The sequence below is a fragment of the Phycisphaerae bacterium genome (assembly GCA_018003015.1).
Lineage (GTDB): Bacteria > Planctomycetota > Phycisphaerae > UBA1845 > PWPN01 > JAGNEZ01.
The window spans coordinates 146,529-161,722 of the sequence record JAGNEZ010000005.1; the positions used below are offsets into that span (position 1 = coordinate 146,529).

Sequence of the window (15,194 nt, forward strand, 5' to 3'; positions counted from 1 at the left end):
AACGAGACGGCAGCGGGCGAGCACGACACGAACCCATCCTGAAGCGTTCAACCCCTTACAGGCTAAGGCTTTACCACCGGCGGCGAAGCAGGGCCAGACCCAGGAAACCGCAGGCCAGCAGGCATGACGCCGGCTCGGGAATCACCGAAGCCTCAATCAGGAGCGGGTCGCCTACCTTGCCACCGTAGCGGGAGAAGAACGCGCCGTTGTTGAGCCCGCCGCCATCTCCCCAGGTGGTAAGGCCAACCGAGCCCGCCAGGATCGGGTTACTATCGGTAATAATCGGATAAACCCTGCCTCCACCCGCAGGGTCAATCACCTCCACGTACAGCTGGTTGTCCACCGCTCGCACGATCAGGTCGAAGGGCTTGTCCGCGCCAGGGGTGTACGTCCAGAGGCCGTCAGGTTTCTCCAGATCATCCCGATAGAGCATGGACCAGGCGCCATCCTGGCATTTCTGGATGGACATGCCCTGGGGCGCGCGTTGGGTGGCATCCCCAGCTTGAGCGGCAAAATTGATGCGGTAGAAATTCTTGTCGTCGAGCGCACGAACCAAAACGCCCAGGCCGTCGTCGTCGACACTCGCGAGCCGAACCTTCATCTCGTAGTTGGTGAGCGAAGTACTGCCGGCCTCGTCGACCACGATGGCCGGCCCGAGGAAGTCGGTATTCTTCGCGGCTGCAGTAGCCCAGGTGTAACCGTTGCTGTCATCCGAGATCGTACCCGTGACGAAGTTCTGGCGGAAGCTGCCGGACGCGACGATGCCGGTCGCCGCAACGCCCGCGGCGTCTTTCATCACCACGGATCGCCACTGGACCGGAAGACTCGAGGCGAACGTATCCTGGAACAGCGTGCCGCTGGCATCCGACACTTCCACGCGGCTGGTTTCCATTCCCCACTTGATGCTGCCGCGTTCATACCAGGACTGCAGGCCGATCTTACCGGCCGCCAGGCCACTATCCGTCCCGTTCAAGATCAGGCTTGGGTTCGGGTTCGACGCCTCACCAGCGTATACCTCCCAGTTCGTACCGTCGACCTTCACCTTCACGTTCATCGGCGCACTGCCGGCCAGGTCCGCCGAAATCGGGGGCACGAAGGCGGTGGATTCCCCGAGTTTGCTGATGCTGACGACGCCGGCGGGTGATGTGGACACCTTCTGAACGGATACACCCTGCCCGAAGCCCCTGCTGTTTGTGGCCGGGGGCTGGGCGCGGAGACTCACGCGATAGTAGTTGCCGGGATCCTGGTACCCGAAGACCATGCCGAATCCGTCATCATCGAAACTCGTTATGGTCGCAGAATAGGTGTAGGACGAGGGCGTTGTGTAGTTGTCCTTAACCAGCAAATACGGGGTGAACTGGCCGTCCGCGGCAGTGGTCTGAGCCCCCTCCCCAAACCAACCATCCGAATTCTCCTGCATGGCGCCGGTCACCAGGCTGATACCCCAGTTCGCCTTGGCCACTGTGTCGGCGGCAAGCTTCGGCGATTGGTTGGGGTTCACACCGCCGTTGGGGTCAAACCAGCCGTTGTACCCGTTGACAAACGGATCCCCCACCAGGGTGTCACCCGGGGCCGCCCACGCGACCGCGGGCACCAGAGCCAACGCACACATCACGAACATTCTGAGATTCATCTTTGGCCCTCCTCGCAGCCTCTTTCCCTGTGTCTGCAGACCAGACACCGACAACAATCTCGATCCACACAATGCGGCGTGACCGCTCGGTCAGACATCGCTACTTGCATGAAGAGGCGCGATCTGACGCAAAATGAGCGGCTACCCCCAATAGCAGGATATCCGCACCCCATACCCATGTCAAGGCAGATTTTGGGGTTTCTACCTGCCGATGGCAGATCTTTCACGGAGATGAACCCCGGATTACCTGAAAAAAGCCTGCAAGATACAGTACCGCCGGGACCACCGGCTCAGGATCGGGGAAGCCCATGCCTGACAGGAGAGATCCTCGCTCCCCCGTCTTACCCCCTCAGCCCGGCCCGGTCTGTCCGCCCTCCCCCGCAGGCGCAGAAAATCGGCCCGTGGTGCGAAACCACAGGCCGAGCATTCAAGGCAGGCAAACGAGACGAGCCGCGACTACTCGAGCGGGAGGACTACTCGACGCGAGAGTAGGTCAGCCGTCCTGGGCGGTCCATCAGCCAGAACGAGTCGAAGTCATCGTTGATCTGCTTCATGTCGTTGTCCATCACCCGCTTGTACCGAACCTGACGCTCGCGAGCCGTCTCCGCAGTGCCGTCACCGCAACCCCAGGTGGAGAAGCCCACGACCGCCAACGATGCAAACAGAAACAGACGTTTCATGCGGGGTACCTCGTGCTCATCGGGCTCGATCGGCCGCGCCAGGTTCCCTGGCGGCCGGCGGACCAACAGGGGGTGATTCTAGACCATGCCCGCCAGACGTGTCAACCCCACCGCCGGCCGGGTCCTGGCCGGCCGGTGCTGCCGCGTGCCGTGGAAACTCGATCGTGAACACCGCTCCCCGGCCTGCTTCGCTGGCGACACCGATCGTGCCCCCGTGCCCGGTGACAACCCCGTGAACGGTGCTGAGCCCCAGGCCGGTTCCGCCCTTCTCCAGCCGCGTGGTGTAGAAGGGGTCAAAGGCGTGCTTGAGCACTCGTAGATGGCTCCGGCTCGGGCCCGACGACACGGACCAACGCCATCGTGTCACCGGCAGGACACCGCGGACGCCGCAACGCCTGTCAGCTGCAAGGGTGCTTACCGGACCCTCATCGAGGCGTTGCTGGTCAGATCCGCCAGATCCTGGTCAACCTCGTGGGCAATGCCGTCAAGTTCACCCAATCCGGCAGCGTCAGGCTCGCCGTTTCCCTGTTGCCGAACGGGTCGGGCAGCCGGGCGGGCCAGCACGGCAACCCGAGCCCCGCTCTACAGTTCGACGTGGTTGATACAGGCATCGGGCTCTCACAAGAACAGATGGCGAACCTGTTTCAGCCTTTCACTCAGGCGGACGTCTCCACCACCCGCAAGTACGGCGGAAGCGGCCTCGGACTGGCCATCTCCAAACGATTGGCCGCCCTGCTGGGCGGCGACATCGAGGTCACCAGCCAACCCGGCCGGGGAAGTACCTTCCGAGCCACGATCGCAACCGGCCCGATCGAGGGTGTTCGGATGCTCACCTCTCTCGCCCCAGCGGAAACCACCGATCCGGGCACACCGCCGAGCCCATCGCCCGCCGCGAAAGCCTCATCCAGACCATCACCGAAGCCCTGGCCAAGACCCGGTTGGAGAAGTCCGCCACTCTGGTCTGACCGCGACGGCCCAGCCCCTCGTCCAATTGCAGGTTCACGGGTCGACCGGCATCACGGCCGAGACGAGCCATTGGCCACCGTCCGCTCCGGCTCGAAGTCGCCGCCGCCGAGATCATCGCGTTTCCGAGGCCAAGACGGGACGCGGAGACAAACCAAGGTATCGTCGACCCAGAGGAACCAGACCCGCCCCCATCTCGCCTCTTGCCTTGCCGTCCCGGGGCTCGGCAAGGCGATCCTCATCTCGCTTCCGCCTTGCCGACCAGCTCCGGCTCTTTGGTTGGACCGAATCCAACGTTGGCCTCGACGTTGCAGCGCACCTCCCGGTCGACAAACTTCAGCCGGAAGGTGAGGACGAACGGGGTCTCGTACAGGCACAAGCTGGCGGTGAAGGTGTCACTCTCGGTCCAGGCACCGCTGGCGGCCAGGGGCTGCTCGGGCAACAGGCCGAGGGTCGAACGGCCCTTCTGCCAGGTACCCCGGCCGCAGGTGAGCCGCTGCTCGACGCCGCCGAAGCACAGGACCAGGGTCACCGGGCCGTCGTTTACGCCGCTCTCCAGCGTAACCGCCTCCAGCTTGCGGGGATTGGCCGGAAAGACGAACTTGCGGCCGATCGCGCCGGCAACCGGCGCAGCGGAACCGTCCTGCGGACGAAGATGGAGACCCTTGAGCGTTCGATCGAGCTTGCCGCGCGCGGTGTCATCGGCACCCAGCGACACGGGTTTCATGGCCGGCAGGAGCCTGTCCCAGACCTGGTTGAGCACGGCCTGCATGTCTTTCAGGCCGCTGGTCATGGCGATCACGGTGTCCTGCTCCGGCATCACGATGCAGTATTGCCCGAATGCACCGTCGCCGCGGTAGGCTCCGTGCCGGCAGCGCCAGAACTGGTATCCGTAACCCTGGTCCCAGTCGCTGGTCGGCTTGCTGCCGTTGGACGTCTGCCGGGCACTGGCGGCCTCGATCCACGCTTCAGGCACGAGTTGCCTGCCCTGCCATCTGCCTTTCTGGAGGTAAAGCTGCCCGAAGCGGGCGATGTCCTCGGTGCGGATGCTCAGCCCGTAGCCGCCGGTCGAAATGCCTTGGGGGCTGGTTTCCCAGGTGGGCTTCTCGATGCCCAGCGGCTCGAACAGACGCGGGCCGAGGTAGTCGAGCAGAGTCATGCCGGTGACCTTCTGGACGATGGCCGAGAGCATGTACGTGCCCGAGGTATTATAGAGGAAATGAGTTCCGGGCTTGAAGGGCACCGGATGGGCGAGGAAAGACTTGACCCAAGGCTGGTCGGGCGTGCGCGGCGGCTCGGTCTGCTGGCCGGTGGACATGCGCAGGAGGTCACTGACCCGCATGGCCTTCAGGTTCTCGCTCGGTTCGGCCGGGGCCTGGTCGGGGAAGAATTGCAGTACTTCGTCATCGAGGCTGAGCTTGCCCTCGGCGATGGCCAAACCGACGGCCGTGGAGGTGAAACTCTTGCTCAGCGAGAAGAGCGAGTGCGGCGACTCGGCGGAATACGGCGACCACCAGCCCTCGGCAACGACGTGGCCGTGGCGCACGAGCATGAAGCTGTGCAGGGAGTCGAGGTCTTTGTCGGCCGCCTCGACAAACGACAGGATGGCCGCAGACGAAATACCCTGCGTCTCGGGGGCGCTGCGCGGCAGGCCGCCCGCCAGACAGAAGGGGCTCAACAACCCAACGCCCGCGACGACGGAGAATGCAGTGGCGGCGAATACTCTCATGGCCGGAACCTCCACCCGATCTGCACGCTCGGCGCGCGGCCGATGGTAACCGCCGCGCCACGTGAACGTACAACGACACCGGGGCCAGCCTATCGTTCCCCTCCAGCCCCCGCAAGCGGGACCGCCCCGACCGCCAGCTACGTTCGACGAACCGGGAAGGAGCGACTTCTCTCCGGAGCTCCGGCCCGCTGTCCCGGCGCGGTGGCCTCCGGACTTTCGGGCTTGAACGCGGGGAATTGAAGGACGCGCCTACCCGTGTAACCGGCAATCACCGGTCCGATCCGGCTGGAAAGGCGAGATGCGGAGCGATGCGCTCAATGGCGGCGGGGCTCAGCCCGGAGACCGCTTCGAGGTCACACCGGGCCCGGAACACCACGGCGGCTTCGTCACCGGGACGGCTCGCGGCGAATGACCGCTGAGCGTCACGATAGGCAATGATCTTGCGGGCCATCGCTTCCCCGATCCCGGGCAGACGGGTCCAGTCGTGGAGCGTGGCGGTATTGGGATCGATCCGCTGCCACACGCCGACCACAGCGTCCCCCGCCACCCCGTCGGCTTCATCCGCACCGAGCGGCGACGTCCCGGCGGCCGGGGATTCGCCAATCGATAGAGGTAAAAGGATACTCGCGGCCATCACACCGGCCAGGGCGCACCCGAGAATGACATAGCAGGCAATGTGCACGCCCCAGGGCATCCGAGGCAACGATCCGGCGAGGTCGGTATTCATGGCCCTCTATCCAGTTCCCGCGCCGCCTCGAAGGGTGGGCGGACCCACCAGCCACAAGGCAGATTCTGGAGACCCGGCAACGGCTCATCCCCACGGAGGAACACGACTCAGCTGGCAGCCTGGGCAGCGGGCGGACGACGGGTGACCCCCAGCAGCTCCGCACGGGCATCCTTGAGGACCTTGAAGGCAGCCTTCGGCGTCAGGTCGGCCTGCAGTAACCCCCCCGAAGGAATCAGACCGGCCTCGCGGTCGGCCAGATCAAGCCAGGTGACGCTCTCGATGAACGGCTTGCTCAGGGCAATGGTGTAGAACTCCTTGGCCCACAGGGCCTGGACGTTCTCATCCCACGGCGTCCGCCAGCAACCGCCACTTCGCCCGTTACTGAACGACCGCGACGGCACCTGAACCGCCGTGATGTGTACCGGCTTGCCAAGATTGCCGAGCCGGTCCAGCTTCTCGGAGATCTGGAACATGTCCCGCACAAACATGCCGTCCGACGAGGGTCCGAAGAGGAACTGGGCGCCAACTCCGTCGAAGCCGATCCCGCTCTGGACAACCATGTCCGCATAGAGCATCGGCGGAATCGTCCTCTGATTCCGGGCATAATACTCCCCCCAAGGGGCAACCAGATTGATCAGCGTCTGGGCCCGGGGGGCAAGCTGTTTCACCAGGGCAACCGTCACCCGGGTGATCTCCATCAGCTGCTCGAAGGAGAACTCGAAGGTGTTGTCCGCGTGGACGCCGCTGATCACATCCCACTGGTAGACGTAGTTGGCATACCGCTCGACCACCCGCCGCACGTGATCGAAGATCAGGTTACGGACGGTCTCAAAATCGGTCTCGTACATGCTCGCCCACGCCGGGATGTTGGCCTCGCTGAAACTGACCAGCGGCCCCACCCGCATCGGGGTACGGTGCTTGGCCAACCACTCGATCCAGACGTCAAAAGGACGCCAGTTGAACTCCCCTTGCTTCGGCTCAACCAGACGCCAGGGGATGGGAAGGTAAACGTAGTCGCTGACCTCCCGCAGCCGTTGACGGTAGACCTCGACCGAGTTGCCCAGGTCAACCGTGCAGCCGATGGTCCGGCGGGTGAACGCGTGGACCTGCTTGCGGCGGGCAAGGAAGATGTCCGCGTGAAAATGACTGAGCTTCTCCCCTGCCAGAATGGCAGCCTGAAGCGCCTGCTCCGCCAACCGAGCCTGCTTCGCAGGCGTGTCCGCCTTCAGCGAGTCAACCATCAGATCCCGGGCCACGGTGATCTCGTTGGCCACCGGCTCAACGCCCTCAAAATCGAACAAGCCCCAGTCTTCCCGTTTGAGGTTGATGCGGGTCAGACGACCACGAGCCAACTCGAGGGCGAGGTTGTAAGGCTGATCCCGGTCCATCAGCCGGCTGGTTTCAAGCATCATCGTGCCGCAACCGCGGACCGGCCAGACTAGAGCAAGAGCAGCCGGGCCATCGGCCCGCTTCGCACAAATGACCTGAGAATCGCGAAACTCGAGCTCGGCGCGCAGGGGAACCCCATCACTGCCCACCACGTATGCGCCAGACAGGTCAAGATCGCGAACGGCAGAGCCTTCACGGGTTACAGCAAAACGAAGCATGAGCGGTCCCGAAACGTTATGTATCGAAATATAACCCTAATGAGTCCGTGCAACGGTCCAGGCGATAATCGCAACCTGAAACCACGGAACCCGCTCATCAACTTATCGCTGTCGCCCCAGGGCGCCTCCGCGTCCAAGGATGACATCTACCCACAGTCTATGGGATCGTGAGCGTCCCGACAAGAGCCATCCGACATTGTTCCGCCAACTTCGGCAAAGTCCAGGCCACACCGGTTCACGCACCGCGCGCCGACGGCCACCCCGAGCCAAGCTGCCTCAGGGGCACCTCCCTCGTCCGACATCCGAGACGCCCGCCCTCACCCCTCCCATCGGCTATTCCGGCGGCCAAGGTGCAGTTGCCGCCAAGTTTCACGGGGGGTGACTTACCCCGCCGCAAGAACCGCCCGCGAACAGACAGATCCAACATCCTTGTCGCTATGACCTTGCGACAGCTTCAGCAAGCGCCCCTCGGCCACACCGGGAACAATGTGACACGGACGCTGTCCGAATCGCGTCACACGATCCGAACTCGCGTATCGCTTCATTCGGACCCACGGGCTCCTCAAACAGATAAACGTGCCGGCGGCGCGCTTCTTTCAGCCCAACCTTCGAACGTGATGCAAAGACCCACACCCATCTCCAGCCTGGACCCTCCCCTGGGCCCATGCCTGAGCCGCTCCTGCCGGCAAACGACCGAGGCCAGCAACGGAGTCACTGGCCTCGGCCGATGATCGCAAAATCCAGGATCGACCGGCGGTCATCACGGACAACTCGCCACCGCACCGACGTTGTTCCTGACCTGCGTCATGTCCAGTACGTTGATCCTGCCGTCCGCATTCACGTCCGCCCGAAAAGTGGCGGCTACGACCGGCCCACCGATCGCGTTCCGCACCCGGGTCAGGTCGAGCGTATTGACCTTGCCATCGCCACTGACGTCGCCGGTCAACGAGAGAATACTTATCTGATTGACGCCCTCCAGCGGCTCGCCTCCTGTGCTGGTCAGACCATCGGGGCCGTTGGCCACGGTCAGGGTGACACAAGCGGCCCTCGGCACGCCATGCATGAGGATAGTCAGTGCGTTGCCCACGACCGACAGGCTGTCAATCACACCCTCGCTCGTCGTCACCTCATCTCCAATGTCGAGCGAGCCATCGCCGGCGACGATATCCTGGTTGAAAGTCAGCACAACCTTGGTCGGCCCGCCGACACGATCCTCGATCCCGTACGGAGGCACCGGCGACCACGGCAGGTCAATGCCGAACTCGCCCGCCGTCCCGTGAGTCTTGTACGAGACCGCACTGATCAGATGAAACGGCTTGCACGGATCAGGAATCTGGGTCACGGGAGTGAGCAGCTCAAAGGCCATGTTGATGCGATGATCGAAGGAGCACACCGGCTTGACATACGACCACGGCCCGTACAGCCATCGCGGTCCCGGCGGACATTCACTCAACGGCGGGCACGGGCTCTGCACCGGCTCTCCCCATGAGATCGCGGTCTGGACCGCCGGGCGGATACCCTTCTCGATCAACGTGGCGTGCCATCCCCAGAAGTCGCCCAGGGCCACGTTGTTGGAGAATACTCGCTCGCAACATGACGCCGACCCACCACCGAGCCAGCGGACCCCCACGACCGCCTGAATGTTCAAGGCGTACCAGAAGCAGTGGTGCTCGGCAAACGCGTTGGGACGCGCGGGGCAGCGATCGGCGGCCGTGGCCGGCAACCGCGGGTCCGGGTGACTCTGAATCAGGCAGCACTGGCTCAAGTCCACGTAGTACTCGAACACCTTGTGACCGTCACAGGGCACGACATCCGTCAGGTTGATTCGCACGGCGTGACGCGGGGCAAAATAGAGACCCAAGGCCGGACGCTTCGGGTTCGTGCCCGCAACCTGCTTCAGCACCAGCGGCAGATGAAAACTGATCAACCAGCCGTCGATCTGGTAGGGCGGCTGATCGAAACCGCCAAACTCCCGCGGCACGTATTCCTCGTTGAGGTAAGAGCCCCACCATCGAACCGCCGAGATCGGCCGCCCATCGGAACGGAAGTCGTCGGCCACATCCACGTTGGGCTGCTGGATTCCGTTCGGACTGATCCAGAGATTCGACGGGATGTCTTCCCGCTCCGGCGTCGGCGGCTGGCTGAACTTCGGCACAACCTCCTGGCCGCAGGTCACCGTTGCACAATCACTGCCCGGCCCCTGCGCAACGCCTCCCTTCTCCTTACAGACCGAAGGCGGCAGGTTGTCACATGTGCCGTCCGGAAGGCAACAGGCTTGACACTCAGGGTTCGCGACATGCACGCACCCACCGGTAGCCGGATCACACCGATCGATGGTGCAGAAATCCCCATCATCACAACTGATGGGCTCGTGCACACACTTCCCGGTGGCCGGGTCACAGTAATCCTCGGTGCAAGCGTCACCATCATCACAGTTGATGGACTCGTGCACACACTTCCCGGTGGCCGGGTCACAGTAATCCTTGGTGCAAGCGTCACCATCATCACAGTTGACCGGAATGTGCACACAGAAATTCGGGGCCGCGGGATCGCACACGTCCAGCGTACACGGATCACCGTCGTCGCAGTTGATCGGCTCGTGAACACACCTGCCGGTGGCTGGGTCACAGTAGTCCTTGGTGCACGGGTCACCGTCGTCGCATTCCAGATCGCTTGTGCATCCCCCCTGGTCACATGGTGTCCCCGGAACGCACTGACTGCCCGGTCCCTGGGGCGCCCCACCGTGCGCGGCGCACATGCCCGCCGGCCAGATGCCGAAACATAGACCGTCCAGGCAACACGCCTGCAAACAGATCTCAGGGTTGTCGCAGGAGGATCCCGGCCCCTGCGGCACGCCGCCCAGCCCCAAGCATTCCCTCGGCAGCAACATCTGACATCCGTCGCCCAGACAACAGGCCTGCGGTAGTTCCTGCCCGCTCACGCTCGCCAGGCAAGCGAGCAGCCCCCCGCCAATACAAACCGCTCGAATCGTCAATCGACACCTGACTCCAGACATGGTCCAATCCTCCTCATCATACCTGACATACCGATCACACCCACAAAGCAAACCCTTCACCAAACGCGCGGGCTGAAAGACCCGGGGCACATGAAAGTGACCGCCTGAACCACAGTACACGCGCATCCAAAACCGGGCCGCCCACCCGGACAGCCCGGCATCCAGACACCACTATCGTCTTGTCATAATCGTCACCCCTCTCCGGCGAGAGGGTCAAACTCGGCGCCGCAGACAAATGCGGCCGGGGAGAAAATGCCTGTTCCTCTATAGGGGCTCTCCGCCGATCCGGCCCATCGGAGTGACGCGGAATTCTCAAAAAAAAACAACCACGGGGCCGTCAGGTTGTGGACGCGGGAGGCGAGAAGCGTATCTCGGAAGCGACATCTCGGCCCGGGCCATCGCACCGCAGGCGCGCAGGCTGGCCGCGCCACCACGGCGATACAACTCCAGACGTGACGCCGCCACCATCCGTTGTCACTCGGCAAGTTTCGGTACGAGGTGCTGCCGCGCCGCGCCATCGATGGTCACTTCGTACACCAACGAAGCCTCCCGAGGCGGGAGCAGCCGGAGCTTCGCAGAACGCGGCAAGTCGGAGACAATCCACACCGCGGCGAAGACCATTCGCCGCCCCGGTGACCGGACCATCGCCATCGGGATTCGACCCGAGTCAGGCCGGTCGCTGGCCGGATAATCCAGCAGGATCACCTCCTGAACCCCGACCGAGCCCATGTGGAGTTGGAGCAGAACCTCTCCGCTCCCCCACCGGAGTTCGATCGGACCGGAAGGAACGAACGCCCGACCATTCCGGAGCCATCTCCACGCCCCCACTTTCGGCAGTTCGAACGGGCGGCACCGCTTCTTCAACTCCAGGTCAAGTTCATCCGGGGCCTGGGCCTCCTTGTCCATGGCGTGCACAATCCAGTCGATCTGCCGCTCGCGACCCCCGCAGTCGACCTGAAAAACGTCCAGCACGTGGTCCGCGGCCATGGCCACGGTCCGCATCTGCCGCACGCCCTCGTACAGAAGCCCCTCGTCGTCACATGCAGTAACCCTCTTCTCGTCCGGCAGATCGCGAAACTCCACCAGCCGGAGAAGCCGCCCGGTCCCGCGCTGGTCCTGACCGTCGATCATGACCGTGTTCTGGCTCAGCCCTCCACGGTTGAGCTGCCGCTGAATCTCGGAACTGAATGCGTGCGGCGTCGTGGAGATGCCCTCGACGTCCGGAATCAGCAGCCGCTTGCGGCCAAACAGCATCAGACCGAGCTTGTCCGCGTTGGAGTGCACACCAGAGCGGTCGTAGGTCAGGAACGCACAGCGAGCGCCCGAATCCCAGTAGGACGCGTCCTCGCTGGAACGAAGAAACGCGTAACCGTGCTCCGGCCGGAGCAGGCTGCGAATCGCCGGAGCTGGAACATCGGCCGGTAGCGCCGGGGCGAAGATCGCGTCGATCCCTCGCCTGTCGTTGTGCCGGAGCAGCCACGCGTGTTTCGGGTCGCCCCATGCAGCCCACGCCGCCTCGTACGAAGATACCTCCCACAGACGCACACGCCGCCCATACGCGTCGCCAATCGGCGGAATCAGACCGTCCGGCGCCAGGACGTCGAACATCGCGTCATAGGCCTGCTTCAACGTGCGCCCGTTCGCCCCGACGATCTCCAAAATCGAAGGCTTGAATCCCACTCGTCGCTGGCAATTCCCGAAGAGGATCATCGGATCCACGGCCGCAAACTGATAGGTGAGACTGCTCTCACACCATAGCCCGTTGTCCAGCAGACCTTCCTCCAGCAGCGGAACCATTCCCCGACGGCCGTGCAGGCAGAACTCGACCATCTCCGGCCGGCCATAAAACAGGCCCAGCAGTCCAAGTATGGCCTTGTGCCAGGCAAGATGGTTGTTCAGCCCACCCCCAATGCCGTGGTCGATCCAGTAGACGTCGTTCCGGGCAACGGCCCAGGCCAGACGGGCCATCATCGCGTCCAGCGCCGCACGCTGTCCGGACCCGAGGCGATCGAACAACACGTCATAGGCCTTCAGGGCATGAATCCCCCACCCGGCATAGTTCATGCCCACGTCGTAATGCTCTGCCCGAAAAGAGTACGGAGCCAGGTTCATGAGCATGGCAGTCGCCCGCTCGGCGTACCGCTCTTGGCCGGTCAGCAGCCACGCCGTGGCCAAAACCGCCGCCCCATGGGCGTAACTCGTGGGCTCGATGCACGTGTGAACGTAGACCTCGGGGTAGGTGGCCTCCCATGGCTTGGTGGCCGCCTCACCCCACCAGCCCTCGTCCAGCGGCTTGATCTCGGCCTCCAGCTTCGGGTCAGCCACGGCCAGGAACCGCCGGAGCACCTCGCGGCCACCGGCATCTTCCACCGCCCGGCGCTTCGCTCGCTCAACCTCGGCGGCGGTGAAGAAGAGTCTCGGGTGATCCCCGGGAGCGGCGTCGGCCTCCAGGCGGCCGATCTCGAAGGGCAGCCCCTGGATCGCTGGAACCGACTGGCCAAGAGCCAGACAAGCCCCAGAACCTCCCAACGCCAGCAGCAGACCACGGCACGCGGCGACAAACGGCAACCATCGCATGGCCGCAGTCTCCACCCTCCCTCGGGAACCTGTCAAGAGGCGAAGCAGCGATCGCAAGCCGCCGACCTCACCCCCCACGCCCACCCGCCCCGCCCAGCCGTCCCTCGCCGGGACACCCGACATGATATGAACAGGGAAGAAAACCACGCCCCACCCGCCTTCCCAACGGTTCCCCTAACGGTCGGCTTCGTTTCGCCAGAGGGTTGGGTTCGTTTCGCCAAATGACTGCTGGGACCCGTGGGGCACCCAAACCCCTCGCCTCACGTTAGCGACGGCAGCGGACGGAGGATGGTCTCGGGACACTCGACGGGCAGAACAACGGTGAAGCGGGAACCCTTGCCCAACTCGCTGTCCACTCGGATCGAGCCGCCAAGCATGTGCACGAGTTCCTTGCTGATCGCCAGACCGAGGCCGGAGCCGCCGTGCTCGCGAGTCACTGAGGAGTCGAGCTGGCGAAAACGTTCGAAAATCCGCTCCTGGTCCTCCGGGGCAATGCCCGGACCGGTGTCGGCCACCGACAGGCGAACCGACTTCACGCCGTCCTGGGGAGCTGCTTCCATCCGGATGGTGCCGCCCTCTGGAGTGTACTTGATGGCATTGCTGAGCAGGTTGTAGAGCACCTGGCGAACCTTGCCCGCGTCCGAGTTCATCATCGGCAGGCCTTCGTCGAGTTCGATCGCCAGGGTGAGCTGCTTCTTGTCGGCCAGCGGACGGGTGAAGTCGGCCAGGCCCTCGCAGATGTCCTGCAGGGCAAAACGCGAACGGTGCAGCTCGACCTTGCCGGCCTCGATCTTGGCCAGCTCCAGCAGGTCGTTGATCAGGTCGAGGAGCATCCGTCCGCTGACCAGAATATTGTGAGCGTAACGATGCAGCCGGCTGCGATCGACCTCGCCCTCACCCTGCGACGAGTCGCGAAGCAGGTCGGCGAACCCGATGATCGAGGCCAGCGGAGTGCGCAGCTCGTGACTGACCACCGCCAGGAACTCGCTCTTCAGCCGGTTGGACTCGTACAGGGCCACGTTGGTCTCGGCCAGCTCGCCCAGCCGGGTATCCAGCGAGCGGTTGATCGTCTCGAGCTCGACCCGGGCTCGCTCGAGCTGGCTGAGCATCTCGTTGAACGCCTCGCCGAGGTTCTCAAACTCGTCGCCGGTGTTGATCACCGCCCGGGCGTTGAGATTGCCGCCGGCAATGTCCTCGGCCAACACGGTCAGATCGCGCACCGGAGCAAGGATGAACTTCTGAACGATCAGATAAAACACCAGAATCGCCAGGAAGCCGGCGATGAAGCCCGCCAGGATGATCACCACCCGGATCCACATCAGGGCGGCGTCCGAACGTGCGGATTCGAGGTTCATCTCCACCAGGCCCAGCAACGGGCGGCGGCCGGAACCGGTGTCCTCGCCACGGACCGCCAGGATCACCCGGTAGGTGGTCGACCCGCCCGGCCGACGCTCAGGCTGCTGCATCTCCTGCAGAGCCTCTTCCTTGGTCATCGCCTCCACGCAGCGGCGGCGGAAGTCGTCCAACACCAGCCCGGTCGGCTGAAGCGTCCGGATGACCTCGCGCCCCGCGGCCACGAGACTCAATACGCCCCGCTGCTGCCACTCGTCCGGAATGAACCTCCATCCACCCACGGCAAGCGCGACACCGGGCGGGGGCCGCACATGACGGCGAACAGCCTTGACCGGGGGATCCATGACCCGGGCAATGCCGGCCAGCGGAGCCAGAAAGGACTCCACGCTCACCGGACCCGGCAAGGCCGGCGGCAACTGAAGCAACACCGGCTTCTGGGCGGGCAGGTTCAGCGACTTGGTGTTGTCGTCCCACCATTGATTGATCCGGGTCTGCTGCTGGTTCCAGTTCGTGCTCGTCGGGTCGAGAAGAGCCCGGCCCAGGACGGCCAGATGCCGGGCCCGCTGAATGTTGCGGTCGTGCACGAATGTGGCCAGCGAGTACCAGGGCACGAACAGGGCCGAACCAATGATCAGGGCCACGGCCATGCCGAACAGGAGACGGCACTTGGCGGCCAGTGATAGCGAGAGCATCCCGGGTCGAGCCATGGAAGGGAATTGTACCGGCCACCATGAGATGCGTCATCGGGAAAGCAGAAACAAGTGCGGAGCTCAGCCAAAGAGCCCGACCCCGCGAGTGAGCAGGAAAGGGGGTGATGAGTCCTGACCACGCGCCGAAAAGAGCACGAACGGGCAAACCAGGCCCACCCGTGATTCGAGACTCATCACTCGCCGTCGACGACTCGCCGGC

10 protein-coding genes are annotated in these 15,194 nt (G+C 64.0%); 1 reads left to right on the forward strand and 9 read right to left on the reverse strand.

Annotated elements, in window-relative coordinates; translation table 11 throughout:
• Positions 1-70: 70 nt before the first annotated feature.
• The 3 genes from KA354_03980 to KA354_03990 form a co-directional block, all read right to left on the reverse strand.
• On the reverse strand, positions 71-1,633 hold the full coding sequence (locus tag KA354_03980; protein MBP7933787.1) for a hypothetical protein: 1,563 nt from the start codon (positions 1,631-1,633) through the stop codon (positions 71-73).
• A gap of 473 nt (positions 1,634-2,106) precedes the next feature.
• The gene (locus KA354_03985) at positions 2,107-2,313 is read right to left on the reverse strand and encodes a hypothetical protein (GenBank protein ID MBP7933788.1); all 207 of its coding nucleotides are present in this window, start codon (positions 2,311-2,313) and stop codon (positions 2,107-2,109) included.
• A 16-nt stretch (positions 2,314-2,329) separates the two neighbouring features.
• A complete protein-coding gene (locus tag KA354_03990) occupies positions 2,330-2,686 on the reverse strand; it encodes a hypothetical protein (GenBank protein MBP7933789.1) in 357 nt (118 codons plus the stop codon).
• Here KA354_03990 and KA354_03995 point away from each other — a divergent pair.
• Entirely contained in the window at positions 2,671-3,627 is a 957-nt protein-coding gene (locus KA354_03995) for a hypothetical protein (GenBank protein MBP7933790.1), read from the forward strand. The genes KA354_03990 and KA354_03995 overlap by 16 nt on opposite strands.
• Here KA354_03995 and KA354_04000 read toward each other — a convergent pair.
• The 6 genes from KA354_04000 to KA354_04025 form a co-directional block, all read right to left on the reverse strand.
• A complete protein-coding gene (locus tag KA354_04000) occupies positions 3,515-5,005 on the reverse strand; it encodes a serine hydrolase (protein ID MBP7933791.1) in 1,491 nt (496 codons plus the stop codon). The two genes, KA354_03995 and KA354_04000, sit on opposite strands and share 113 nt — an antisense overlap.
• A 268-nt stretch (positions 5,006-5,273) precedes the next feature.
• Positions 5,274-5,732, reverse strand: a complete 459-nt coding sequence (locus KA354_04005) for a helix-hairpin-helix domain-containing protein (GenBank protein ID MBP7933792.1) — start codon at positions 5,730-5,732, stop codon at positions 5,274-5,276.
• 107 nt (positions 5,733-5,839) lie between these two features.
• The gene (locus tag KA354_04010; GenBank protein ID MBP7933793.1) at positions 5,840-7,144 is read right to left on the reverse strand and encodes an endo-1,4-beta-xylanase; all 1,305 of its coding nucleotides are present in this window, start codon (positions 7,142-7,144) and stop codon (positions 5,840-5,842) included.
• A gap of 955 nt (positions 7,145-8,099) precedes the next feature.
• Positions 8,100-10,355, reverse strand: coding sequence for a hypothetical protein (locus KA354_04015; GenBank protein MBP7933794.1), 2,256 nt, complete (start codon positions 10,353-10,355; stop codon positions 8,100-8,102).
• 474 nt (positions 10,356-10,829) lie between these two features.
• Positions 10,830-12,932, reverse strand: a complete 2,103-nt coding sequence (locus tag KA354_04020; protein MBP7933795.1) for an alginate lyase family protein — start codon at positions 12,930-12,932, stop codon at positions 10,830-10,832.
• Positions 12,933-13,192: 260 nt separating this feature from the next.
• A complete protein-coding gene (locus tag KA354_04025; protein MBP7933796.1) occupies positions 13,193-14,977 on the reverse strand; it encodes a HAMP domain-containing histidine kinase in 1,785 nt (594 codons plus the stop codon).
• Positions 14,978-15,194: the final 217 nt, after the last annotated feature.

Bases quoted from the DNA above. Each gene is read 5' to 3' on its own strand.
- KA354_04025 (MBP7933796.1), bottom strand. From the start codon at position 14,977: ATGCTCTCGCTATCACTGGCCGCCAAGTGCCGTCTCCTGTTCGGCATG.
- KA354_04020 (MBP7933795.1), bottom strand. From the start codon at position 12,932: ATGCGATGGTTGCCGTTTGTCGCCGCGTGCCGTGGTCTGCTGCTGGCG.
- KA354_04015 (MBP7933794.1), bottom strand. From the start codon at position 10,355: ATGTCTGGAGTCAGGTGTCGATTGACGATTCGAGCGGTTTGTATTGGC.
- KA354_04010 (MBP7933793.1), bottom strand. From the start codon at position 7,144: ATGATGCTTGAAACCAGCCGGCTGATGGACCGGGATCAGCCTTACAAC.
- KA354_03985 (MBP7933788.1), bottom strand. From the start codon at position 2,313: ATGAAACGTCTGTTTCTGTTTGCATCGTTGGCGGTCGTGGGCTTCTCC.
- KA354_04000 (MBP7933791.1), bottom strand. From the start codon at position 5,005: ATGAGAGTATTCGCCGCCACTGCATTCTCCGTCGTCGCGGGCGTTGGG.
- KA354_03980 (MBP7933787.1), bottom strand. From the start codon at position 1,633: ATGAATCTCAGAATGTTCGTGATGTGTGCGTTGGCTCTGGTGCCCGCG.
- KA354_04005 (MBP7933792.1), bottom strand. From the start codon at position 5,732: ATGAATACCGACCTCGCCGGATCGTTGCCTCGGATGCCCTGGGGCGTG.